This window comes from Citrobacter sp. RHB20-C16, assembly GCF_013890155.1.
In the GTDB taxonomy this organism is placed as follows: domain Bacteria; phylum Pseudomonadota; class Gammaproteobacteria; order Enterobacterales; family Enterobacteriaceae; genus Citrobacter_A; species Citrobacter_A amalonaticus.
On the sequence record NZ_CP057630.1, the window covers coordinates 3,088,785 to 3,112,812 of the forward strand.

Annotated in this window: 22 protein-coding genes and 1 riboswitch; of the genes, 9 read left to right on the forward strand and 13 right to left on the reverse strand. The window is 54.3% G+C overall.

What is annotated here, in order from left to right; genetic code table 11:
• Positions 1-123: 123 nt before the first annotated feature.
• Genes HVX64_RS14860 through HVX64_RS14870 form a run of 3 tightly spaced genes read left to right on the forward strand, consistent with a single transcriptional unit; the run spans position 124 to position 3,358 of the window.
• Positions 124-1,395: a nucleoside permease gene (locus tag HVX64_RS14860; protein WP_044258683.1), complete on the forward strand. Its 1,272-nt coding sequence runs from the start codon at positions 124-126 to the stop codon at positions 1,393-1,395.
• Positions 1,392-2,396, forward strand: coding sequence for an ADP-ribosylglycohydrolase family protein (locus HVX64_RS14865; RefSeq protein WP_043000162.1), 1,005 nt, complete (start codon positions 1,392-1,394; stop codon positions 2,394-2,396). Before HVX64_RS14860 ends, HVX64_RS14865 begins: the two co-directional genes overlap by 4 nt.
• Positions 2,393-3,358, forward strand: a complete 966-nt coding sequence (locus HVX64_RS14870) for a PfkB family carbohydrate kinase (protein ID WP_044258681.1) — start codon at positions 2,393-2,395, stop codon at positions 3,356-3,358. Before HVX64_RS14865 ends, HVX64_RS14870 begins: the two co-directional genes overlap by 4 nt.
• Here HVX64_RS14870 and HVX64_RS14875 read toward each other — a convergent pair.
• The 4 genes from HVX64_RS14875 to HVX64_RS14890 form a co-directional block, all read right to left on the reverse strand.
• Complete coding sequence (locus tag HVX64_RS14875) at positions 3,332-4,078, reverse strand: GntR family transcriptional regulator (protein ID WP_043000160.1); 747 nt, start codon at positions 4,076-4,078, stop codon at positions 3,332-3,334. The two genes, HVX64_RS14870 and HVX64_RS14875, sit on opposite strands and share 27 nt — an antisense overlap.
• 41 nt (positions 4,079-4,119) lie before the next feature.
• Positions 4,120-4,920, reverse strand: a complete 801-nt coding sequence (gene thiD, locus HVX64_RS14880; protein WP_044258677.1) for a bifunctional hydroxymethylpyrimidine kinase/phosphomethylpyrimidine kinase — start codon at positions 4,918-4,920, stop codon at positions 4,120-4,122.
• The gene (gene thiM / locus HVX64_RS14885) at positions 4,917-5,705 is read right to left on the reverse strand and encodes a hydroxyethylthiazole kinase (RefSeq protein WP_181825043.1); all 789 of its coding nucleotides are present in this window, start codon (positions 5,703-5,705) and stop codon (positions 4,917-4,919) included. The genes thiD and thiM overlap by 4 nt, the downstream gene beginning before the upstream one ends.
• A 31-nt stretch (positions 5,706-5,736) precedes the next feature.
• Positions 5,737-5,834, reverse strand: a riboswitch (TPP riboswitch).
• Positions 5,835-6,091: 257 nt separating this feature from the next.
• Positions 6,092-6,535 carry a hypothetical protein gene (locus HVX64_RS14890; RefSeq protein WP_231912857.1) on the reverse strand — a complete coding sequence of 148 codons (444 nt, stop codon included), beginning with the start codon at positions 6,533-6,535 and terminating at the stop codon, positions 6,092-6,094.
• A gap of 729 nt (positions 6,536-7,264) precedes the next feature.
• Here HVX64_RS14890 and rcnB point away from each other — a divergent pair.
• Positions 7,265-7,591: a Ni(II)/Co(II) efflux transporter accessory subunit RcnB gene (gene rcnB / locus HVX64_RS14895; RefSeq protein ID WP_044258673.1), complete on the forward strand. Its 327-nt coding sequence runs from the start codon at positions 7,265-7,267 to the stop codon at positions 7,589-7,591.
• Between the two features lie 212 nt (positions 7,592-7,803).
• Here the strand turns inward: rcnB and apbC are convergent, their stop codons facing one another.
• Positions 7,804-8,913: an iron-sulfur cluster carrier protein ApbC gene (apbC, locus tag HVX64_RS14900; protein WP_043000156.1), complete on the reverse strand. Its 1,110-nt coding sequence runs from the start codon at positions 8,911-8,913 to the stop codon at positions 7,804-7,806.
• A 165-nt stretch (positions 8,914-9,078) separates the two neighbouring features.
• Between apbC and metG the strand changes: the two genes are divergently transcribed.
• Both metG and HVX64_RS14910 read left to right on the forward strand, forming a co-directional pair.
• Positions 9,079-11,112 (forward strand): methionine--tRNA ligase, encoded by a 2,034-nt coding sequence (metG, locus tag HVX64_RS14905; RefSeq protein WP_043000155.1) that lies wholly within the window; start codon positions 9,079-9,081, stop codon positions 11,110-11,112.
• 203 nt (positions 11,113-11,315) lie between these two features.
• Positions 11,316-11,774, forward strand: coding sequence for a YehR family lipoprotein (locus HVX64_RS14910; RefSeq protein WP_043000154.1), 459 nt, complete (start codon positions 11,316-11,318; stop codon positions 11,772-11,774).
• A gap of 44 nt (positions 11,775-11,818) precedes the next feature.
• On the opposite strand, the gene HVX64_RS14915 is transcribed toward HVX64_RS14910, so the two are convergent.
• From HVX64_RS14915 to HVX64_RS14925, 3 genes are read right to left on the reverse strand one after another with little or no spacing between them, the layout of a single operon-like run.
• Positions 11,819-12,289 carry a DUF1456 family protein gene (locus HVX64_RS14915; protein WP_043001885.1) on the reverse strand — a complete coding sequence of 157 codons (471 nt, stop codon included), beginning with the start codon at positions 12,287-12,289 and terminating at the stop codon, positions 11,819-11,821.
• 46 nt (positions 12,290-12,335) lie between these two features.
• Complete coding sequence (btsR, locus tag HVX64_RS14920; RefSeq protein WP_043000153.1) at positions 12,336-13,055, reverse strand: two-component system response regulator BtsR; 720 nt, start codon at positions 13,053-13,055, stop codon at positions 12,336-12,338.
• On the reverse strand, positions 13,048-14,736 hold the full coding sequence (locus HVX64_RS14925; RefSeq protein WP_043000152.1) for a sensor histidine kinase: 1,689 nt from the start codon (positions 14,734-14,736) through the stop codon (positions 13,048-13,050). The genes btsR and HVX64_RS14925 overlap by 8 nt, the downstream gene beginning before the upstream one ends.
• 223 nt (positions 14,737-14,959) lie before the next feature.
• Here HVX64_RS14925 and mlrA point away from each other — a divergent pair, with 223 nt between their 5' ends.
• Both mlrA and HVX64_RS14935 read left to right on the forward strand, forming a co-directional pair.
• Positions 14,960-15,691, forward strand: a complete 732-nt coding sequence (gene mlrA, locus HVX64_RS14930) for an HTH-type transcriptional regulator MlrA (protein WP_043000151.1) — start codon at positions 14,960-14,962, stop codon at positions 15,689-15,691.
• A gap of 59 nt (positions 15,692-15,750) precedes the next feature.
• Positions 15,751-15,858 carry a protein YohO gene (locus tag HVX64_RS14935; RefSeq protein ID WP_044258671.1) on the forward strand — a complete coding sequence of 36 codons (108 nt, stop codon included), beginning with the start codon at positions 15,751-15,753 and terminating at the stop codon, positions 15,856-15,858.
• Here HVX64_RS14935 and HVX64_RS14940 read toward each other — a convergent pair.
• The 5 genes from HVX64_RS14940 to bglX all read right to left on the reverse strand — a co-directional run bounded on the left by HVX64_RS14940 (position 15,839) and on the right by bglX (position 22,032).
• Entirely contained in the window at positions 15,839-16,570 is a 732-nt protein-coding gene (locus HVX64_RS14940; RefSeq protein WP_044258669.1) for an ABC transporter permease, read from the reverse strand. The two genes, HVX64_RS14935 and HVX64_RS14940, sit on opposite strands and share 20 nt — an antisense overlap.
• Positions 16,554-17,501, reverse strand: a complete 948-nt coding sequence (locus tag HVX64_RS14945) for an ABC transporter ATP-binding protein (protein WP_044258667.1) — start codon at positions 17,499-17,501, stop codon at positions 16,554-16,556. The genes HVX64_RS14940 and HVX64_RS14945 overlap by 17 nt, the downstream gene beginning before the upstream one ends.
• The gene (locus tag HVX64_RS14950) at positions 17,494-18,660 is read right to left on the reverse strand and encodes an ABC transporter permease (protein WP_044258666.1); all 1,167 of its coding nucleotides are present in this window, start codon (positions 18,658-18,660) and stop codon (positions 17,494-17,496) included. Before HVX64_RS14950 ends, HVX64_RS14945 begins: the two co-directional genes overlap by 8 nt.
• Before the next feature lie 15 nt (positions 18,661-18,675).
• Positions 18,676-19,593, reverse strand: a complete 918-nt coding sequence (locus tag HVX64_RS14955) for an ABC transporter substrate-binding protein (RefSeq protein WP_181825044.1) — start codon at positions 19,591-19,593, stop codon at positions 18,676-18,678.
• Between the two features lie 141 nt (positions 19,594-19,734).
• Positions 19,735-22,032, reverse strand: coding sequence for a beta-glucosidase BglX (gene bglX, locus HVX64_RS14960; protein ID WP_044258662.1), 2,298 nt, complete (start codon positions 22,030-22,032; stop codon positions 19,735-19,737).
• Between the two features lie 216 nt (positions 22,033-22,248).
• Between bglX and dld the strand changes: the two genes are divergently transcribed.
• On the forward strand, positions 22,249-23,970 hold the full coding sequence (gene dld / locus HVX64_RS14965; protein WP_044258660.1) for a D-lactate dehydrogenase: 1,722 nt from the start codon (positions 22,249-22,251) through the stop codon (positions 23,968-23,970).
• Positions 23,971-24,028 lie beyond the last annotated feature (58 nt).

The following is a 24,028-nucleotide window of genomic DNA, read 5'->3' on the forward strand; positions in this document are numbered from 1 at the left end:
TGCTGGCACGATTCACTGACGATAAAGTGTTAAGACGGTCAAGGTTTCACCTCAAAGGTATTTAAAAGGTATTATTAAGTGGTACTGTCATGACGTACCTTACCTGTCATGAAGGATTTAAAGATGAAAACTACAGTGAAACTGTCGTTCATGATGTTCGTTGAATGGTTTATCTGGGGAGCCTGGTTTGTTCCGCTCTGGCTCTGGTTGAGTAAAAGTGGTTTTACCGCCGGTGAGATTGGCTGGTCTTATGCCTGTACGGCGATCGCCGCAATTCTGTCGCCAATCCTCGTGGGCTCGCTGACCGACCGTTTCTTCTCGGCGCAAAAAGTGCTGGCAGTACTGATGTTCGCCGGTGCGGTACTGATGTATTTTGCCGCTCAGCAGACGACGTTCGGTGGATTCTTCCCGCTGCTGCTGGCCTATTCGCTCACCTATATGCCAACCATTGCGCTGACCAACAGCATCGCGTTTGCTAACGTGCCGGACGTGGAGCGTGACTTCCCGCGCATCCGCGTAATGGGCACCATCGGCTGGATTGCCTCTGGTCTCGCCTGTGGATTCCTGCCACAGATGCTGGGCTATAATGACATCTCGCCAACCAACATCCCGCTGCTGGTGACGGCGGCCAGCTCTGCGCTGCTGGGTGTGTTTGCCTTCTTTCTGCCGGATACCCCGCCGAAAAGCACCGGCAAGATGGACGTCAAAGTCATGCTGGGCCTGGATGCGCTGATCCTGCTGCGTGATAAAAACTTCCTCGTCTTTTTCTTCTGCTCGTTCCTTTTCGCGATGCCACTGGCGTTCTATTACATCTTCGCCAATGGGTATCTGACCGAAGTGGGGATGAAAAACGCCACCGGCTGGATGACCCTCGGTCAGTTCTCCGAAATCTTCTTTATGCTGGCGCTGCCTTTCTTTACGAAACGCTTTGGTATTAAGAAGGTATTGCTACTTGGTCTTATCACCGCGGCGATCCGCTACGGCTTTTTCATCTACGGCAGCGCAGACGAATATTTCACCTATGCCCTCCTGTTCCTCGGTATTTTGCTGCACGGCGTGAGCTATGACTTCTATTACGTGACGGCGTACATCTACGTCGATAAAAAAGCGCCAGTGCATATGCGTACCGCCGCACAGGGGTTGATTACGCTCTGCTGTCAGGGCTTCGGCAGCCTGCTGGGCTACCGTCTCGGCGGCGTGATGATGGAAAAAATGTTTGCTTATCCGGAGCCGGTCAATGGCCTGACCTTCAACTGGGCGGGCATGTGGACATTCGGGGCGGTGATGATCGCCGTGATAGCCCTACTATTCATGATTTTCTTTCGCGAATCGGACAAAGAAATTACCGCTATTGAGGTTCGCGAGACTGCGTTGACACAAGGGGAAGTAAAATGAAAGCAGAACGTATTCTCGGTGCTCTTTACGGGCAGGCGTTAGGGGATGCGATGGGTATGCCGTCAGAACTGTGGCCAAGAACCCGCGTCAAAGCACACTTTGGCTGGATTGACCGCTTTCTGCCGGGCCCAAAAGAAAATAATGCGGCCTGTTATTTTGGCCGCGCAGAATTTACCGACGATACCTCAATGGCGCTCTGTCTGGCGGATGCTCTGCTGGAACGCGACGGCGAGATCGACCCGGACCTGATTGGACGGAACATTCTCGACTGGGCGTTGCGCTTTGACGCCTTCAATAAAAACGTTCTCGGGCCGACGTCGAAAATCGCCCTGAACGCGATTCGCGACGGGAAACCGGTAGCAGAACTGGAGAATAACGGCGTCACCAACGGCGCGGCCATGCGCGTATCGCCATTGGGATGCCTGCTGCCCGCCCGCGATCTGGATGCGTTTATTGAGGATATCGCGCTGGCCTCCAGCCCGACGCACAAATCCGATCTGGCTATCGCCGGTGCGGTGGTGGTGGCATGGGCGATTTCACGGGCGATTGAGGGTGATTCCTGGGCCGCAATTGTTGACTCGCTTCCCGCCATCGCCCTGCACGCCCAGCAAAAGCGCATTACTACGTTCAGCGCATCGCTTTGTGCGCGTCTGGAGATGGCGCTGAAAATTGTGCGCAATGCTGACGGAGCCGAAGCGGCCAGCGAACAGTTGTATCAGGTGATTGGCGCCGGAACCAGCACGATCGAATCGGTGGCCTGCGCCATCGCGATGGTCGAACTGGCGCAAACGGATCCCAATCGCTGCGCCATTTTGTGTGCCAACCTCGGCGGCGATACCGATACCATTGGAGCAATGGCAACGGCCATTTGCGGCGCGTTGCAGGGTATAGGTGCCATCAACCCGGTATGGAAACAAGAGCTGGATACGGTCAATCAGCTCGATTTCAACCGCTATGCGACGGCGCTTGCTCGTCTGCGCCAACGTCGGGAGGCGTCATGAACACTTCACGTTTAGCCGAACTGTTGCCGGGGTTAACGACCCGCCATCCGGTCACGGTTATCGGCGCGGCGGTCATCGATGTCATCGCTGATGCCTATGCCCTGCCCTGGCGCGGGTGTGACATTGAACTCAAACAGCAAGGCGTTAACGTCGGCGGCTGCGCGCTGAACATCGCCGTGGCGCTGAAACGGCTGGGTATTGATGCCGGTAACGCCCTGCCGCTGGGCCAGGGCGTATGGGCCGAGATCATTCGTAACCGGATGGCGAAAGAAGGGTTACACAGCCTCATCGAGACCACACAAGGTGACAACGGCTGGTGCCTTGCGCTGGTCGAACCGGATGGCGAGCGCACGTTTATGTCATTCAGCGGCGTGGAGAACCAGTGGAATACCGACTGGCTGGCCCAGCTCACCATCCCACCTGACAGCCTGATTTATCTTTCGGGCTATCAACTCTCCTCACCCTGCGGCGAGCTGTTGGTGCAGTGGCTGGAAGGGCTGGATCGCGTTATGCCGTTTATCGATTTTGGCCCGCGCATTGGCGATATTCCTGATGCACTGATGTCACGCATTCTGGCTTGTCGCCCTCTGGTGTCGCTCAATCGTCAGGAAGCCGAAATCGCGGCGGAGCGGTTTGGTCTCAGCCAGGATGTGGAAGACTTAGGTGCGCAATGGGTGAAGCAATTTTCTGCGCCGTTAATCGTGCGCCATGACAAAGAAGGCGCCTGGTACTTCAGCGCGCAATCTTCCGGATGCGTCCCCGCCTTCCCGACAACGGTCGTTGACACGATTGGCGCCGGTGACAGCCACGCGGGCGGCATGTTGTCCGGGCTGGCGTCGGGCTGGTCGCTGGCGGATGCCGTGCTGCTCGGCAACGCCGTGGCATCGTGGGTGGTAGGACATCGCGGCGGTGACTGTGCGCCGTTTCGCGAGGCGTTACTCCTCGCACACAAAGACGTATAAATCGCTTCGGCAGTAGCTGATGCTGTACTCGATGGGCCGCTGCTGTTGGTCAAGCGCTACCTGTTTGATCACCAGCACCGGCACTTTGCTGTCCATCTGGATATGCGACTGGAATTCAGCATCCGGCATCTTTGCACTCACCCGTGAGCGCGTGCGCTGGGGATGGATATGCTGGCTGCGGAAATAGTCGTACAGCGATATGCCAATTTCATCGGCATCATGAATAAGATGCGCGGGTACCCACGACTCCTCGATAGAAACTGCGTCCTCATCAACGTAGCGGATGCGCTTAAGCAGAAACACATCGCTGCCGGCGGCAATCGCCAGCTGTTGCGCCACCTCTTCCGGACACTTAACCACCCGTTTGTTGACCCATAAGGTGTCCGGTTTTTTCCCGCGCAGCACCACCTGTTGAGAAAACCCACGCGCCTCTTTCAGCGAATATTCAAAGATGTTGTTGATCTGCGTGCCGTAGCCGCGAGCACGCGTCACCACGCCTTCTTCTTCCAGCGCCTGCATCGCTTTGCGCACCGTGATGCGCGAAACGCCCGTTAACTGACTGAGATCGCGTTCGCCAGGCAAAATGTTGCCATGCGCAATCACACCACTCCGCACGGCATTTTTCACCGTTTCGGCAAACTTGATATACAGCGGGGTATTATCCACCGCTGAAATACGTTCGTTCAGTTGCGCGATAAGTTGAGTATGCGCTTGTTCCATGAGTCTTTTTCCTGACAGCCAGTCTGCTGCCAGTATATACGCTACCAATACGCGTGGAAATGATGAACCGGCCCGATGCCGTGTCCAACCTCCAGTGTGTCAGCCTGCGCGAGCGCCGCCGACAGCCAGACTTTCGCCTCCTGCACTGTCCCGGCCCAGTCAGCATGCCGTGGACGCAGCGCGGCCAGCGCCGCAGAGAGCGTACATCCGGTGCCGTGCGTGTTTTTGGTCATCACCCGCGGTGCGGTAAAGCGCTGTTCACCGGTCACTGTAAAGAGCCAGTCAGGACTTTGTTCATCGTCCAGATGACCGCCTTTCATCAACACTGCGCCACAGCCCATCGCCAGCAACGCCCGCCCCTGTTCCAGCATCTCTTGTTCTGTTCGTGCGTGCGGGCAATCCAGCAGCGCTGCCGCTTCGGGCAGATTAGGCGTAATGAGTGAAACCTGTGGCAACAGTCGCCTGCGCAATGTCTCAACGGCGGAAGTCGACAATAACGGATCGCCACTTTTCGCCAGCATGACTGTGTCGAGTACGACATTCTGCACCTGATGGCGTTCCAGTCGCTCCGCCACCGCCTCAACGATATCGGTTTCCGCCAGCATACCGATTTTGGTGGTATCGATGCGCACATCGCTGAACACCGAATCGAGCTGCGCGGCGACAAAATCCGGTTCAATGCGATACACCGACTGCACGCCGCGTGTATTCTGCGCCACCAGCGCGGTAATTACCGCACAGCCGTAAGTGCCGAGCGCCGAGAAGGTTTTCAGATCGGCCTGAATACCGGCGCCGCCGCTGGGATCGGTACCGGCAATGGTCAGTGCGTTAATCCGCTTCATGCTGCGACCTCCGCATCCAGGGTGTAGAGCGCATCAAGAAACGCCGGAACAAAACTGCCGGGTCCGTGACAGATTTTGCTGGCGTGCTGTCCTGCCAGTTTCATCCATCCACAGGCGGACGCGATGTTTTCGATCCGGTTTCCGGGTAGCGCGCAGCTGGCGGCGACCACGGCAGAAAGCGCACAGCCAGTGCCCACGACTTTCGTCATCAGCGGATCGCCGCCGGTGACGCTCAGAGTGCGCTCGCCGTCGGTGATGTAATCCACTTCGCCGGTGACTACCACAACAGCGTCGGTGTGGCGTGCCAGAATCTGCGCCGCCGGCAGAGCCGTTGCAACCGGGTCGGTAGCATCCACTCCACGCCCCCCAGCGCTTTCACCGGCTAACGCCAGGATCTCAGAGGCGTTACCGCGAATGGCAGCCGGTGTTAAGGCAAGGAGTTCTAGGCAGAAACGGCGACGGTATTCAAGCGCGCCTACGGCAACCGGGTCCAGTGTCCATGGAGTTTTGGCGCTGTTTGCCTGCTCAACCGCCGCCCGCATTGCATGTGCACGCGGTTGTGTCAACGTGCCGACGTTGATGAGCAACGCGCTGGCAAGGGCTGCAAACTGGCGAGCTTCTTCGGGCTCAATCACCATCGCCGGAGAAGCCCCCAGCGCTAGTAGCGTATTGGCGGTAAAACTCTGCACGACGTCATTGGTCATACAATGTGTTAACGGAGAAAGGGTACGAAAATCTTGTAAGGTACGAACCGCATGTTCGCGGCTGTGCAGGTCAGGCTGCATGGTTACGCTCCTGCCCGCGCGAAGAAGGGACACGAGCAGTGTCTGACTTCCCTACGCTGGCATTATCCAGATCAGGTGGTACGGGTATTTCTCAGCCCTTCGTGAAAAGGGGCACCCCGAGTCATTAACGAAATTTTTCTGCGTGACGGTCAGGTCACTCGCGTGATGATACCCTCACTGCCCCGATTTGTAACCCTTTCGCTACTCTGCATTTACCTGTTCAGCCTGAACATCAATAGTGAAAGCCGCCACCCGCACGGCGGCAATATCCTCTTATACCGCGTCAACCATTGGTTGGGCATGAGCAACGGCTTGTTGTGCCTGCGCAATATCAGAAGCATCTGCGGAAAAGGACGTTAGCGGAATAAGCGCTAACAGATAATTTCTCATTTCGCCCACCCCAAAAACTGTCTCTGTTCGTTCAGCACGGCTAACCGTCCGTTGGTGTACACGACAAAATAGTGCAACCCTTGTTGATAGACTGTCGCTTTTTCCTCTTTCTCGATAACCGCAGCATGAGCTCCATCAATATCAAGCCCGGTGCTCACCTTTTTAATTTCCATGCCTTCAAAGTGATATATGTTTTTTTTCTTTGCCGCCTGAGCGTGTTGCTTTACCGCTTCACGTGCATTCACATACGCGTTTTGCTCCGCGTTATTGATAATCATCTGTTGATTAGACTGTTCTACCTGATAGCAGACATCACGACTGACGCCTTTGGCTTCACAGCGCGCCAGGCGCTGCTCTTCCGACACACAGCCGGACAGAATACTGACAACCAAAAGCGAAAATACCGCCTTTTTTATAGTTAACTGTTTCATCACTGCCATCACCATCATTAATTAACAAAATAATATCACCCTGCAAAAGCAGCGTGTTTTTATATCACTATTTAGTGCGCAGAATATTTAGGCCGCTTTCATATGTCAATATAATTTAGGGAAATTAAGATCAAATAACTTAGAGAATGCATGACACCAGGATAAATCCGAAGAAAATAGTTATTCCCCGCCTTCAAATTTGCAATTAATTAACGTAACAAATACAAAAGACTAATGTCATCAAAACGATGATTCTTAATTGCTATTCAGCGGGTTTTCCATGATCTTTATCAATATTGAAAATTCAGAAACAATCCATAGTTTTATTTCAATCTGTTTATATGTTGACATTAATTAATTGTTATAGCTAGACAATTCTCAACAACATCGTCTGTAATACGTATTTAAAAATGAGCCTCCGGATAGTGAAGTTAATTATTTTTCATTTTTTCCTGCACACCCTTATCATCAGTGCGGGTTTTATTGCAGGCGTGATGTACGCTGAACGTCTGCATTTTTGCATATGGGGCTAATCCACTGTTAGCCTGTGTTCCGAAAGGCATCGCCTCTCTCCCCGTATTTGGCGATTTTCTTCTATAGTGCATGTCAGACTAATAAATTTTACATTTTTTACGAATTTTTCGGGAATCTAACAAACCCGCGCTTGTCAGTTATCATGAAGGCCGGGAAAGATACACGACTGATTTTGAGGGTCCTAACAGTGGAGAGCGTAGAAGTATGAACAATAAATTGGTGGTAGGCGCGCTGCTGCTCGCATCCAGCGCGGTCTGGGCCGCACCAGCTACAGCCGTCCCCGCGAAGGGGATTGATCAATATGAACTCAGTGGTTTCATCGCCGACTTTACCCACTTCAAGCCTGGCGATACGGTGCCAGAGATGTATCGCACTGACGAGTACACCATCAAACAGTGGAATCTGCGTAATTTACCTGCGCCAGATGCCGGGACACACTGGACCTACATGGGCGGTGCCTATGTGCTGATCAATGATGCTGACGGTAAAATTATTAAAGCTTACGACGGCGAGATTTTCTATCATCGTTGAGGTTCGCCCCCCTCGGGCTGAGGGGGAATCCAACGCTTATTTTATCGTTAAGGTCATCAGGATAACCCCGCACAGACGGTCAGATTTAAGAAGAACGCCCACGTTATTCAGTGGCTCTGCATAACTCAGATAGCGTTATTCAAATTAGATATTCACCACACCGATATAAAATCAATGCGGTGAATAGAAAGAATAAAACCGATTAGCCGAAATCAGACGGCGCGAAAGGCAATTTCGCCGGGGATGACTTCACCCTGCCAGTAAAGCTGTGCGGCAACACGTCCCGCCAGTTCGCGATACATTACGGTGAAATCACTGTCCGGACGGCTGACCACGGTTGGCGTCCCGCGATCGAGATCTTCACGCAGACTAATATGCAACGGCATTTGTCCCAACAGTTGCGTGTGATACTGCTCAGCCAGTTTTTGCGCGCCACCGGTACCAAAGATCGGCTCATGATGACCGCAGTTGCTGCAGATATGCATGCTCATGTTTTCGACAATGCCCAGCACCGGCACCTCGACTTTTTCGAACATGACAATGCCTTTTTTAGCGTCAATCAACGCAATATCCTGCGGCGTGGTCACCACAACGGCCCCCGTGACCGGGATGTTTTGTGCCAGCGTCAGCTGGATATCACCAGTACCCGGCGGCATGTCCAGCACGAGGTAATCCAGATCCGGCCACAGCGTCTCTTGTAGCATCTGCATCAGCGCTTTACTGGCCATCGGCCCACGCCACACCATCGCGTTATCATCAGTGACCAGATAACCGATGGAGTTCGTCGCCAGCCCGTGAGACATGATCGGTGCCATATGGGTACCATCCGGCGAGGTTGGGCGCTGGTTTTCCGCCCCCAGCATAGTTGGGATCGACGGACCATAAATGTCGGCGTCCAGAATCCCTACTTTCGCCCCTTCTGCCGCTAATGCCAGCGCCAGGTTTACCGCAGTCGACGATTTACCGACGCCGCCTTTGCCGGAGCTGACGGCGATAATGTTCTTCACGCCGTTCACGCCCGGCTGATTTTTCACGCGCTTCAGGGTGGCGATGTTGTGAGAAAGCTTCCAGTCGATCGCCTTCGCCCCGGTAATTCGCAGCAGATCAGCGCTACATTGCTCTTTTAACACCTCAAAGGCACTGTGCCAGACGAACGGCATGACCAGTTCAACGTGCAGCGTGTCATCCATCCAGGCGACGTGGTGTAACGCTTTAAGTGTCGTCAGGTTATGCTTCAGGGTGGGGTGCTGAAAATTGGCCAGCGTCCCGGCGACCATGGCGCGCAGGGTTTCTGGTGATTTGGCCTGGGATTGTGCGTTCATCCCGACTCCTTTTTGTTGTTCTGAAAAGGTCAATTGTAGTGAGGTAGTGTACTCCAGCGGTAACGATTATTCATTTGTGGTTTGATGCCCTTAATTCTTGGCGTAGTTATTCCCTTTCAGGTAACATCAGAACCCCCTTTCAACAGAGAAGAAGTAACATCTACTATGACTCAAGTCGCGAAGAAAATTCTGGTAACGTGCGCGCTGCCGTACGCCAACGGCTCAATCCACCTCGGCCATATGCTGGAGCACATCCAGGCTGATGTCTGGGTCCGTTACCAACGAATGCGCGGCCACGAGGTCAACTTCATCTGCGCCGACGACGCCCACGGCACGCCGATCATGCTGAAAGCACAGCAGCTTGGCATCACCCCGGAGCAGATGATTGGTGAAATGAGTCAGGAGCACCAGACGGATTTCGCCGGGTTCAACATTAGCTATGACAACTACCACTCCACGCACAGCGACGAGAACCGGGAGTTGTCTGAGCTCATCTATACCCGTCTGAAAGAGAACGGTTTTATTAAGAACCGCACCATTTCTCAGCTCTACGATCCGGAAAAAGGTATGTTCCTGCCGGATCGTTTTGTGAAAGGTACCTGCCCGAAATGTAAATCACCGGATCAGTATGGCGACAACTGCGAAGTGTGCGGCGCGACCTATAGCCCGACGGAGCTGATCGAGCCGAAGTCTGTGGTCTCTGGCGCGACGCCGGTGATGCGTGACTCCGAACACTTCTTCTTTGACCTGCCCTCTTTCAGCGAAATGCTACAGGCGTGGACCCGTAGCGGCGCGCTGCAGGAGCAGGTGGCGAACAAAATGCAGGAATGGTTTGAATCCGGCCTGCAGCAATGGGATATCTCCCGCGATGCCCCTTACTTTGGTTTTGAAATCCCGAATGCGCCGGGCAAATATTTCTATGTCTGGCTGGATGCGCCAATCGGCTACATGGGCTCTTTCAAAAATCTGTGCGATAAGCGCGGCGATACCGTCAGCTTCGACGAATACTGGAAGAAAGATTCTACTGCCGAACTGTATCACTTCATCGGCAAAGATATCGTCTATTTCCATAGCCTGTTCTGGCCTGCCATGCTGGAAGGCAGCAACTTCCGTAAACCGACGAACCTGTTCGTGCATGGTTATGTCACGGTCAACGGCGCGAAGATGTCCAAATCCCGCGGCACGTTTATTAAGGCCAGCACCTGGCTGAACCATTTTGATGCAGACAGCCTGCGTTACTACTACACTGCGAAGCTCTCTTCGCGCATTGATGATATCGACCTGAATCTGGAAGACTTCGTCCAGCGCGTAAACGCCGATATCGTCAACAAGGTGGTTAACCTCGCCTCCCGTAACGCTGGCTTTATCAACAAACGTTTCGATGGTGTACTGGCGGCTGAACTGGCTGACCCTGCGCTGTATAAAACCTTTACCGATGCAGCGGCTGTGATTGGCGAGGCGTGGGAAAGCCGTGAGTTCGGCAAAGCGATCCGTGAAATCATGGCGCTGGCGGATGTCGCGAACCGCTATGTTGATGAACAGGCGCCGTGGGTGGTGGCGAAACAGGAAGGTCGCGACGCCGATCTGCAGGCGATCTGCTCGATGGGCATCAACCTGTTCCGCGTGCTGATGACGTACCTGAAGCCGGTGCTGCCGACGCTGAGCGAGCGCGTTGAAGCATTCCTGCACACCGAACTGCGTTGGGATGCTATTGCGCAACCGCTTCTGGGCCATAAGGTCAATACTTTCAAAGCTCTGTATAACCGTATCGATATGAAGCAGGTGGAAGCGCTGGTGGAAGCCTCTAAAGAAGAGGTGAAAGCTATGGCAGCTCCGGTAACCGGCCCACTGGCGGACTTCCCGATTCAGGAAACCATTACCTTTGACGATTTCGCGAAAGTCGATCTGCGCGTAGCGTTGATTGAAAACGCTGAATTCGTTGATGGCTCCGATAAACTGCTGCGCCTGACGCTGGATTTGGGTGGCGAGAAGCGTAACGTCTTCTCCGGCATTCGCTCTGCTTATCCGGACCCGCAGGTGCTGATTGGTCGTCATACGGTCATGGTGGCAAACCTGGCGCCGCGTAAAATGCGCTTTGGCATCTCAGAAGGGATGGTGATGGCCGCAGGTCCTGGCGGGACAGACATCTTCCTGCTGACCCCGGATGAAGGCGCAAAGCCTGGACACCAGGTTAAATAAGCCTCTCTAAAGCGCCGCTCTCACGGCGCTTTTTCTTTTGCGTCATATTAATCCAGGCAATAACTCGCATGATTTCAGATTTTTCAATGATCATTATCAGACATATTCAGTAGCCATTTTCCCCTCTCCTGCCTCATTTCTGGTATACATACCCTGCAAGGTTTATTTTTGAGCAGCAGACGTTTAATAAAATGGAGTTTTACATGAAAGCATTAAATACGTTTTTTTCGGTCGTTTTTGCGTCAGTTCTCGTTTTCTCTCTGGCAGGATGTGGCGACAAGGAAGAAAGCAAAACATTCAAAGCGGACGTCAATGGCACTGAGATCGTAATGACCTATACCTACAAGGGTGACAAAGTCATTAAGCAGACCTCAGAGAACAAAATCAACTACGCCTCTATCGGGGTAAAAACCAAAGAAGATGCGGCGAAAATCCTCGATCCGATCAGCGAAAAATATCAAAACATTCCTGGCGTGGAAGAAAAGCTGACCTATAAGGATGGCTACGCGGAAGAAACCGTTTCTGTTGACATGGAAAAAGTTGACTTTAAAAAGCTGCAGGGCGTGATGGGTACGCAATTCTCGGGTGACCCAAGCAACGGCATTAGCATGAAACAGAGCCAGAAAATGCTGGAAACCGCTGGCTTTAAAGAAGTGAAATAATCAAACGACGACGACCTGGCATCCAGCCGGGTCGTCGCTTTCTATCAGCCTTTATTGCCGTGCAGACGCGCCGTCAATCCGCGCAGGAAATAACGCATAAACTGATCACCACACTCGCGGTAGTTTTTATGATCCGGAGAACGCATCATGGCGGTGATTTCCGGCATTGAAACGCGAACGTTCTGCTGGGTCATAATCGCCTGAATATCATCCGTTTTCAGTGAAAAAGCGATACGCAGCTTTTTCAGCACCGTATTGTTGTTCACCCGACGCTCAAGCGCCAGTTCAGGCGCTGACTCATCTTTGCCACGCTTCTCGTAAATCAGGCCGTTCAGGAATCCGGAGAGGATAATATCCGGGCAGCGGACAAACCCCTCTTCATCTTCCCTGGTCATCCAGGTGTCGAAACCCGCAGAGGTGGATTCCATGTCGGCCAGCGCAAGAATGCGCACCATGTCGTTATTATTGGCTTTCAGGGCGTAGCGCAGGCTACGAAGAATATCGTTACTTAGCATAGAGCCTTCAACTGTCGATAATGCAATGGCGCGCAGTGTATCAGTTTTACAGGCCAATCGCCTCTTTCAAACTTTTCAGATAGCGGCGACTGACCGGAACGGTTAACCCATTACGCAGTATCAGTTCCGCCTGACCGTTATCTTCCAGACGAATTTCCTGTAACTGAGCCATGTTAACCAGATATTGTCGATGACAGCGCAGCAATGGCGTGCGGCTTTCCAGCGTTCTGAGCGTCAATTCAGTAAAGCCTTCTTTGCCGTCGCTGCTGGTGACATAAACACCGCTCATGCGACTGCTGACGAAAGCGACATCATCCATTTGCAGCAGATAGATCCGGCTATGGCCGCTACAGGGGATAAACTTCAGCGACTGTTGGTTTTCCGGCAATACCGATACGTCCTGTTTGCTCCGCTCCTGGCGCAGGCGGCTAAGGGTTTTCTCCAGCCGCGCCTCTTCTATCGGTTTAAGCAGATAATCAAAAGCGTGTTCTTCAAAGGCTTTAATTGCGTATTCGTCAAAAGCGGTCAGAAAAACAATATACGGCCGATGCTCCGGGTCGAGCATACCCACCATTTCCAGCCCGCTGATACGCGGCATTTGAATATCCAGAAACAGCACGTCCGGATGCAGTCGATGCACCGCGCCAATCGCTTCTACGGCGTTGGCGCACTCGCCAACGATCTCGATATCACTTTGTTCCTGTAACAGGATCCGCAGATTTTCCCGCGCTAACGGTTCATCATCCACAATCAGCACTTTAATCATGCGTCTCCTCCAGGGGCAGTCGTAGGGTTATTCGGGTAAAGCAATCCGGTTCGCAGACGACGCTAATACCATAATCATCGCCAAACCGTTCACGCAGGCGTTTATCCACCAGATTCATGCCCAGACCGCTGACGTTCGCGGAGGGCTGATACAACCCGGCGTTATCTTCAATATCCAGCATCAAATACTGCCCTTCCTGACGGGCGGTGATGGACACCTCCCCCGTGCCCAACAGTTGCGATGTCCCATGCTTAATGGCGTTTTCGACTATGGGTTGCAGGGTGAAGGCTGGCAACTGTTGATGCGCCAGCGCATCCGGCACGTTTAAACTCACCTGCAACCGCGACTGGAATCGCGCTTTCTCAATTTGCAGATAGGCATTCACGTGCTCAATTTCGTCGGCCAGTGTGACGATCTCCGACGGGCGCTTTAAGTTCTTACGGAAAAAGGTAGAGAGATCCTGTACCAGTTGGCTCGCCTGTTCACTGTCGCGGCGCACCACCGCTTTGATGGTGTTGAGCGCATTAAACAGAAAATGCGGATTGACCTGCGCATGCAGCAGCTTAATTTCTGACTGCGTCAACATCGCTTTCTGACGTTCATATTGTCCAGCAAGGATCTGCGCAGAAAGTAGCTGCGCAATCCCCTCACCCAGCGTTCGGTTAATGGAACTGAACAACCGGTTTTTCGCTTCATAGAGTTTGATGGTGCCCATCACCCGTTGGTTTTCTCCGCGTAAGGGAATGACCAGCGTAGAACCGAGCTTGCACTGTGGATGCAGTGAGCAGCGATACGGCACTTCGTTGCCGTCAGCGTAAACCACCTCGCCCGTCTCGATGGCCCGCAGCGTGTAACCGGAGGAGATCGGCCTGCCCGGCAGGTGATGGTCGTCGCCAATCCCGGTAAAGGCTAACAGCCGCTCGCGGTCAGTGATTGCCACCGCGCCGATATCGAGTTCTTTGTACAGCACCTGCGCCACCTTCATGCTGTTCACTTCGTTGAATCCCTGGCGCAAGATCCCCTCGGTGGAGGCCGCCACTTTCAGCGCAGTAGCGGAAAACGCAGAGGTATATTTTTCAAACATCGCCCGCTTGTCGAGCAAAATACGCATAAACAGCGCCGCGCCGACGGTGTTGGTGACCATCATGGGAGCGGCGATATTGCTGACCAGTCGGTAAGCATCGTCAAACGGCCGGGCTATCAGCAAAATGATCAGCATCTGTACCATTTCGGCGACAAATGTGATCGCCCCGGCCGTCAGCGGATTAAAGACTTTATCCGTGCGTCCCCGCCGCGTCAGCACGCTGTGCACCAGGCCACCCAGCAATCCTTCCACGATAGTGGAGATCATACAACTGAGCGCCGTCATGCCGCCCATTGAGTAGCGGTGCAGACCCCCGGTCAGCCCCACCAGTCCACCCACGACCGGCCCGCCAAGCAGACCGCCCATCACCGCGCCAATTGCCCGTGTGTTGGCGATAGAGTCGTCAATATGCAGACCGAAATAGGTGCCGAGGATACAGAAAATGGAGAAGGTTACGTAGCACAGCAGTTTGTGCGGCAAACGAACGGTTACCTGCATCAATGGTATGAATAAACGAGTTTTACTCATCAGCCATGCGATAACCAAGAACACGCACATCTGCTGAAGCAGCAGCAACACCAGATTAAACTCGTACATACCTGCAGACCACACATCAACTAAAACCGCGTAACATACATCGACTCGCGGGATCTGTCTTTGAACTGTTGCATAAAATGAGAAATTAGTAAGGGATATCACACAAAAAGTACCGGTGTACTGATAAAACCACCCCTCACCTGAACAAAAAACAGACAAAACTACCTGGTTCGAAAAAGAGCGACTAAAGTTAGACTGGGACCTCGCGAGCAAGGATAAAATAATGGCGCTTTACACCATAGGTGAAGTGGCTTTGCTTTGTGATATTAACCCCGTTACGCTTCGCGCGTGGCAACGGCGTTATGGATTATTGAAACCCCAGCGTACCGACGGCGGGCATCGCCTGTTCAATGATTCGGATATCGACAGGATCCGCGAAATCAAGCACTGGATAGATAACGGGGTGCAGGTCAGCAAAGTCAAAATGCTGTTGAGCAATGAGAACGTAGACCTGCAAAACGGCTGGCGTGAACAACAGGAAATCCTGTTGCACTATCTGCAAAACAACAATCTGCACAACCTGCGGGTCTGGCTGAAAGAGCGTGGCCAGGATTTCCCCGCGCAAACGCTGACCACCCATCTTTTTCTTCCGCTACGTCGACGATTGCAGTGCCAACAGCCGACGCTACTGGCGCTACTGGGGATCCTTGATGGCGTACTGATCAATTACGTCGCCATTTGCCTCGCCTCAGCCAGAAAAAAACAGGGGAAAGATGCGCTGGTGGTGGGCTGGAATATTCACGATACCACGCGTTTGTGGCTGGAAGGCTGGGTCGCCAGTCAGCAGGGATGGCGGGTTGACGTTCTGGCCCATTCGCTGAGCCAGTTTCGCCCGGACCTGTTCGAAGGGCGCACCTTACTGGTGTGGTGCGGTGAAAATCAGACATCGGCGCAGCAACAGCAACTGAATGCCTGGCGTGCGGAAGGGCACGATATTTACCCGCTTGGCATTTAATGATTCATTAACAGCTACGCTTCTCTGTATAATCTCTGGGTTAACATAAGGAGAACATCATGAGCATAGCGAAAATCGGTGTCATCACCCTCTTTTTACTCATGGCCATTGGCGGTATTGGCGGCGTGATGCTTGCAGGCTATACCTTCATTTTGCGTGCCGGCTAAGGTGCTGCACTAACCGTTCGAACAGGCGGTCTACGATGATCGCCGCCAGCGCAACCAGCAGCGCCCCCTGAATGACATACGCCGTATTGAACCCGCTCAGACCAATGATAATCGGTGTACCGAGCGTGCTGGCACCTACCGTCGACGCGATAGTCGCGGTGCCAATATTGATAATCACCGACGTTCGCACACCTGCCAGAATCACCGGTGCCGCCAGCGGCAGCTCAACCTTGCGTAACTGTTGTCCCTGACTCATCCCCATGCCACTGGCAATGCTGCACACACTTTCCGGGATCGATCCTATCCCCGCCAGCGTCGCCTGGAGGATGGGTAACACGCCGTACAGAATCAACGCAATAATGGCCGGTTGCTGACCAAACCCCATCACCGGCACCGCAATCGCCAATACCGCGACGGGCGGGAAGGTTTGTCCAACGGCGGCAATGGTCTCCACCAACGGACGAAACTCTCTTCCCCATGGTCGGGTCACCACAATCCCGGCGCCGACACCAATCACCACAGCAAACAGGCTCGACACGGCCACCAGCCAGAAATGGGCCAGCGCCAGCGCGAGAAAGCTCTCCTGCTGATAGACCGGACGTGGAAGTTCGGGAAACAGGCTGGCGAAAATCGCCTGACTGTGCGGTAAACCTGCCAGCATCAGCAGGAAAAGTGCGATCAGCCAGAGCAGCGGGTCACGCAGTCGTTTCATGCGTCAGCGTCTCCGATAGCAGATCGCGAAAATGCAGCGTCCCGCAAACCATGCCCTGCCGGTTGACCACCGGTAACACATCGCGGCCGTGCGCGACAAACGCTGAAAGCGCATCGCGCAGCGTCATCGCTTCCGTCAGCGCCTCTCCGTCAATGCGCTCATCCCTGCGAACATAGTCCGCCACGGTGCGCAGTGACAGCAGTCGCACCCCCAGTTCACTGCGACCGAAAAACTGTTGCACAAAATCATTCGTCGGGGCCGTCAGCATCGCCAACGGTGTCCCTTGCTGGACTATCTCGCCGCCGTCCATCAGCACCAGATGCTCCGCCAGTCGCAGCGCTTCATCAATGTCGTGCGTCACCAGCACAATGGTTCGCCCCAGCAAACGGTGGATGCGGGTCATCTCTTGCTGCAACGCCCCACGCGTGACCGGATCCAGCGCGCCAAACGGTTCATCCATTAACAGCACCTGCGGATCGGCGGCCAGCGCCCGCGCCACGCCCACGCGCTGCTGCTGCCCACCGGAAAGCTGGTGCGGATAGCGCTCGCGCAATCCCTCTTCCAGCCCGAGCAGCGCCATTAATTCTGCCACCCGCTCATCAATTTTTCTGCGCGGCCACTTCAGCAGTTGCGGCACGGTGGCGATGTTCTGCGCCACCGTCCAGTGCGGAAACAGGCCAATCGACTGAATCGCGTAGCCCATCCGTCGGCGCAGTTCCAGCACCGGCAGACTGCGGATTTCTTCGCCTGCAAAGCGGATCCTGCCGCTGTCATGCTCCACCAGTCGGTTAATCATTTTCAGGGTCGTGGATTTCCCCGAGCCCGAGGTACCAATCAGTACTGAGAAACTGCCTTCCTGAATGTGCAGGTTCAGGTTGCTAACCGCGTTGTGCTCACCAAAGGCTTTATTTACGTGGCTAAATTCAATCATGGTGGGTTACCTTCAGCAGAGCGATCCCTAAATCAAACAGCGCATCAATCAGTACCGCCAGCGCGATAACCGGGATCACCCCCAGCAGCACCAGATCCACGGCACTGCTGAGCAGTCCCTGAAACACCAGCGCGCCAAAACCGCCAGCGCCAATCAGCGCCGCGATGACGGCCATCCCGACGGTCTGTACCATCACCACCCGCAAACTACGTAAAAAGACCGGCAACGCCAGCGGCAACTGCACGTGAAGGAAACGCTGAGCGGTGCTCATGCCCATCGCGCGTGCGCTTTCCAGAACATCACGGGGAACCTGATTCAGCCCGGCCACCACGCCACGAACCAGCGGCAGAAGCGCATACAGCACCAGCGCGATCAACGCCGGGGTCAAACCGGTTCCCGACACGCCCACCGTGGCAAGCCAGGGGAACGATTTTACCAGTCCGGCAAGCGGCGCAATCAACAAGCCAAACAGGGCAACGGAAGGAACGGTCTGGATCACATTGAGGACGGTAAACACCGGTCCCTGGCGGGACGGGAAAAAATAACATCCGATACCGAGGGGAATGCCAATCACCAGCGCGGGCAATACGGTACCTGACAACAGCGTCAAATGTTGAGCCAGTGCATCATCAAAGACATCCTGGCGGTTAGCGTACTCTTTGAGTAACGAGAGATCGTCGAACGTTCCCGTCAACAGGAGTAGGACGGGAACAATCGCTATCTGCGTATGTAACACCCAGCGCCAGAGAGGTTGCCCGGTGATCCGTCGGATGGCATCGCTGCAGGCGAGCAATCCGAGCGCAAGCCCCAGCCACAGACCGCTTCCCACACTGGTTCGCGCCAGCGGTGTCCCGGTTTCAGCCAGATACGTCGCCGCCTTGCCGACGCTCCACAACATCAGGATCACCAGCAGTTGCGCCACCACCAGCGTGCACACGGCCCCCTTTCTTCCCGGCACAAAGCACAAGGTCAACATGGCGCAACCCGCGCCGGTGAGCATCGACACCGAACCTGGCCAGAGCATCCAGAGCTGGCGTCCCTCTCCCGATACCAGGCGATTCGGCGCATAGTTCACAAACGGCAGCGCGACAGCAGCGGCTGAAAGAATAACCAGCAGCAACAGTACGCGCTGAATACTGACTTTTGACACGTCACCCAACCTTTTTCAGTCCGTTTACTTCACCCATCCCTTTTGTTTCAGATAGTCCGCCGCCACTTTTTTGGCGTCCAACCCTTCAACGGCAATGCTGGCATTAAGTTGTTGCAACGTTTTTTCATCGAGGCTGGCAAACACCGGTTGCAGCCATTCCGCCATCTGCGGGTATTCCTTCAGTACCGCCTCACGCACCACAGGCGCTGGCGCATAAATGGGCTGAACGCCTTTAGGATCGCTTAAGGTCTGTAGCCCCAGCGCGGCGACCGGACCATCCGTACCGTAGGCCATCGCGGCATTGACGCCGGACGTTTGCTGCGCGGCCGCTTTGATGGTCACGGCGGTGTCACCCCCTGCCAGCGACAGCAACTGATCCTGACTGAGTTTGAAATCGTAGGCTTTTTCGAAAGCGGGCAGCGCGTCTGCGCGCTCGATAAATTCAGCGGAGGCGGCCAGTTTGAAAGTACCGCCCTCTTTCAGATAACGCCCGAGATCGGCCAGTGAGGTGAGTTTATTTTTTTCGGCGACATCGCTGCGCACCGCGATAGTCCAGGTATTATTGGCTGGCGCCGGCGTTAACCAGACCAGCTTGTTTTGCTCCGCATCGAGTTTTTTGACTTTCTCAAAGCCAGCTTGTACGTTTTTCCACGCCGGATCGTTTTCATCTTTGAAAAAGAACGCGCCGTTACCGGTATATTCAGGGTAGATATCCAGTTCGCCTGAGGTGATCGCGCCGCGCACGACCGGCGTGGTGCCCAACTGGACTTTATTGACCGTTTTGACGCCGTGGCTTTCCAGCACCTGCAAAATGATGTTGCCGAGCAGCGCGCCTTCGGTGTCAATTTTCGAACCGACCTTTACCGGCGACGCCGCCTGCAAGGGTAAGCTCACTGCCGCTAACAGCGCCAGCGAACCGGCCCAAATCTTTGAGATTGTCATGAAGCTTTCCTCATCTTTTTGCCGACTTTTTCAGCGACTTGAGGGGAAAGCATAGTCGAAAAGTATTCGGTTAACCCGACATTTCCGTATTTTCACGGGACCAACAAGGGGGAACCCATTGGTCAGTTCCCCCTGTAACCGTTACAGCAATTCAAACGACCCCTGCTTCACGCGGGCAGAATCGACGCCGATAAAGACGTTGAACTTGCCGGGTTCGGCATCGAACTTCATCTGCTGATTCCAGAACTTCAACGCATTGATATCAATCGGGAAACTAACGGCTTGCGTTTCACCAGGTTTCAGGTTCACTTTCTTAAAGCCTTTCAGCTCTTTCACCGGGCGGCTCAGGGAAGCCGTGACGTCCTGCACATACAGCTGGATCACCGTCTCACCTTCACGCTTACCGGTGTTGGTCACCTTCACACTTGCCGTCACGCTGCCGTCGCGTTTCAGGGTTGGCGCAGAGAGCGTCACGTCAGAAACGTCAAACGTGGTGTAACTCAGACCATAACCAAATGGATAGAGCGGACCGTTCGCTTCGTCAAAGTAGCGAGAGGTGTATTTGTTCGGCTTGTCGGCGTTATACGGACGACCGGTGTTGAGGTGGCTGTAATAGGTCGGGATCTGCCCTACCGAACGCGGGAAAGACATGGGCAGTTTGCCCGACGGGTTGTAGTCGCCAAACAGGACGTCGGCGATCGCGTTGCCGCCTTCTGTACCGGCAAACCAGGTTTCCAGAATCGCATCGGCCTGTTGATCTTCTTTCACCAACGCCAGCGGACGACCGTTCATTAGCACCAGCACCAGCGGTTTGCCGGTCGCTTTCAGGGCCGCAATCAGATCGCGCTGGCTCTGTGGCAGCGTGATATCCGTACGGCTTGACGCTTCATGTGCCATGCCCTGCGCCTCACCCACTACGGCGACAACTACGTCAGACTGCTTCGCCGCCTTGACGGCTTCATCAATCATCTCCTGAGGTGAACGTGGATCCACCTTCACCGCCTCTTCGTACTGATTGAGGAAGGTGACAATGTCTTTATCGTTAGTGACGTTGGCCCCATGGGCGTACACCACTTTACCCTTTGTACCGAGAGCATTTTTAATACCGGTCAGCACCGTGATGGACTGATCGGCAACGCCTGCGGCGGACCAACTGCCCATCACGTCGCGTTTGCTGTCCGCCAGCGGGCCGACAACCGCAATCGTCCCCGATTTTTTCAGCGGCAGCGTGTCGAGGCGGTTTTTCAACAGCACCAGACTTTCACGCGCCACTTCACGCGCCTCTTTCCGGTGCAGACGGCTTTCGGCGTTGGTATCCACCGGATCAGACTCTTTTGCCCCCAGATGGCTGTACGGATCGTTAAACAGCCCCATGTCATATTTCACGTTGAGTACATGCCGCGCCGCGTCATCCAGCTCCGCCATCGTCACTTTGCCGGATTTGATCAGCCCTGGCAGATATTTGCTGTAATACTCGTCGCTCATACTCATGTTAATGCCGGACTTGAGCGCCACGCGGACGGCATCTTCCGGGTCGGAGGCGGTGCCGTGTTTAATCAGCTCTTTGATAGCACCATGGTCAGAAACGGTAATGCCTTTGAAGCCCCACTTGTCGCGCAGAATGTCTTTCAGCAGCCAGGCATCAGAGGTCGCTGGCGTGCCGTTCAATGAGTTCAGCGCCACCATCACCGCGCCGCTGCCTGCATCCAGCCCGGCTTTGTACGGCGGCATGTAGTCGTTAAACAGGCGCTGCGGGCTCATGTCGACGGTGTTGTACTCTTTACCGCCCTCCACGGCGCCGTAGGCGGCGAAGTGCTTAACGCTGGTCATCACCGAATAGCGATCCGCTGGGCTTTTGCCCTGCATCGCTTCCACCATCGTTTTTCCCATGATGGAGGTCAGATACGTATCTTCGCCAAAGCCTTCCGAGGCGCGTCCCCAGCGCGGATCGCGGGAGACATCGACCATCGGCGCCCAGGTCATGTTCAGGCCGTCGTCGGCGGCTTCATACGCCGAGATGCGTCCGACGGTTTTCACCGCGTCGAGGTTAAAAGAGGACGCCAGTCCGAGGCTAATCGGGAAGACGGTACGCTGGCCGTGCAATACGTCGTAGGCAAAAAAGAGAGGGATTTTCAGGCGGCTCAGTTCCATCACCTGATCCTGCATTTTGCGGATATCCTGACGGGTAACGGTGTTAAAAATTGCCCCCACCTGGCCGTCTTTGATCATCTCGCGGATCGCTTCTTTCGGGTTATCCGGACCGACGCTGATTAAACGCAACTGACCAATCTTTTCATCGACAGTCATTTTCGTCAGCAACTGGGTGACAAACGCGTCCCGCGCTTCCGGCGTCAGCGGATGGTTTCCGAACAGCTCCTCCGCCAGCGCGGGTTGCAATGCCAGACTAACTGCGACACCTACAGAACATAGCCATTTCATGTTGATTCTCTCTTCCTCTAAAGCCCGACGTGGCAGCGAAAATATAGCAAAAACCACATTTTGCCATAAGCCTAAACGGCAGCGCGGCAGAAAGCTAAGGTTATTCTCTTAATTTTCAACGCCGCCAATTCAAAGACAGCGTGAATGAGAAAGCGTATTGTCATACAAAGCGCTATGCTTGAACCTGATATTTTGTCCCACCACAAGGAGTGGAAAATGTCTTCCATTACAACAACTGATAATAAAACCTTCCTGAATGAGCTCGCCCGTCTGGTGGGACATTCACACCTGCTTACCGAACCGGCTAAAACCGCCCGCTATCGCAAGGGCTTCCGTTCCGGTCAGGGCGACGCCCTGGCGGTGGTCTTTCCCGGATCGCTGCTGGAACTCTGGCGCGTACTGAACGCCTGCGTCAACGCCGATAAAATTATCCTGATGCAGGCCGCCAATACCGGCCTGACCGAAGGTTCCACGCCGAACGGCAATGACTATGACCGCGAGATTGTGATTATCAGCACCCTGCGCCTCGACAAACTGCACGTGTTGGGCAAAGGCGAGCAGGTATTGGCGTATCCAGGTACCACGCTGTACTCACTGGAAAAAGCGCTGAAACCCCTGGGGCGTGAACCGCACTCGGTGATTGGCTCATCATGTATCGGCGCGTCGGTCATTGGTGGGATCTGTAATAACTCCGGTGGCTCGCTGGTGCAAAGAGGCCCAGCGTATACCGAAATGTCCCTGTTTGCCCGCATTGATGAAAACGGCAAGCTGCAACTGGTTAACCATTTGGGGATCGATCTGGGGCAAACGCCGGAGCAGATCCTGAGTCAATTGGACGATGAGCGGATCAAAGAGGAAAATGTCCGCCACGACGGGCGTCATGCGCATGACCACGACTACGTCACCCGCGTCAGAGACATTGATGCCGACACCCCCGCGCGCTATAACGCTGACCCGGAGCGCCTGTTCGAGTCCTCCGGCTGCGCCGGGAAACTGGCGGTCTTCGCCGTGCGTCTCGACACCTTTGAAGCGGAAAAAAACCAGCAGGTATTTTACATTGGCACCAACCAACCCGAGGTGCTGACAGCGCTCCGTCGCCATATTCTGTCGACGTTCGACAATCTGCCGGTCGCGGGTGAATACATGCACCGCGATATCTACGACATTGCTGAACAATACGGCAAAGACACCTTCCTGATGATTGACAAGCTCGGCACCGACAAAATGCCGTTCTTCTTCACGCTGAAGGGCCGCACCGATGCGATGCTGGAAAAGGTGAAATTCTTCCGTCCGCACTTTACCGACCGCGCGATGCAAAAGTTTGGTCACCTGTTCCCGAGTCATCTGCCGCCGCGCATGAAAAGCTGGCGCGATAAATATGAACATCATCTGCTGTTAAAAATGGCGGGCGATGGCGTCGCTGAAGCGCAAAACTGGCTCACGGAATTTTTTAAAACCGCAGAAGGCGACTTCTTTGCCTGCACGCCGGAAGAAGGCAGCAAGGCCTTCCTGCACCGCTTTGCAGCCGCTGGCGCAGCGATTCGCTACCAGGCGGTTCATGCCGATGAGGTGGAGGATATTCTGGCGCTGGATATCGCCCTGCGCCGCAATGACACCGAATGGTATGAACATTTGCCGGCGGAAATCGACAGCCAACTGGTACATAAACTCTATTACGGTCACTTTATGTGCTATGTCTTCCACCAGGATTACATCGTGAAGAAAGGCGTGGATGCTCACGCGTTGAAAGAGCAAATGCTGGAACTGCTGCAACAGCGCGGTGCGCAATATCCGGCAGAGCATAACGTCGGGCATCTGTATGAAGCACCGCCCGCGCTGACCCGTTTTTATCGCGAAAATGACCCGACCAACAGTATGAATCCCGGAATAGGCAAGACCAGTAAGCAGAAATTCTGGAAAGTCCCCTCTTCTGATTAACTCCAGTAAACTGCTTAATGGCGCAGGCTGGATTTGCACGAAATATCGTGCAAAAGTA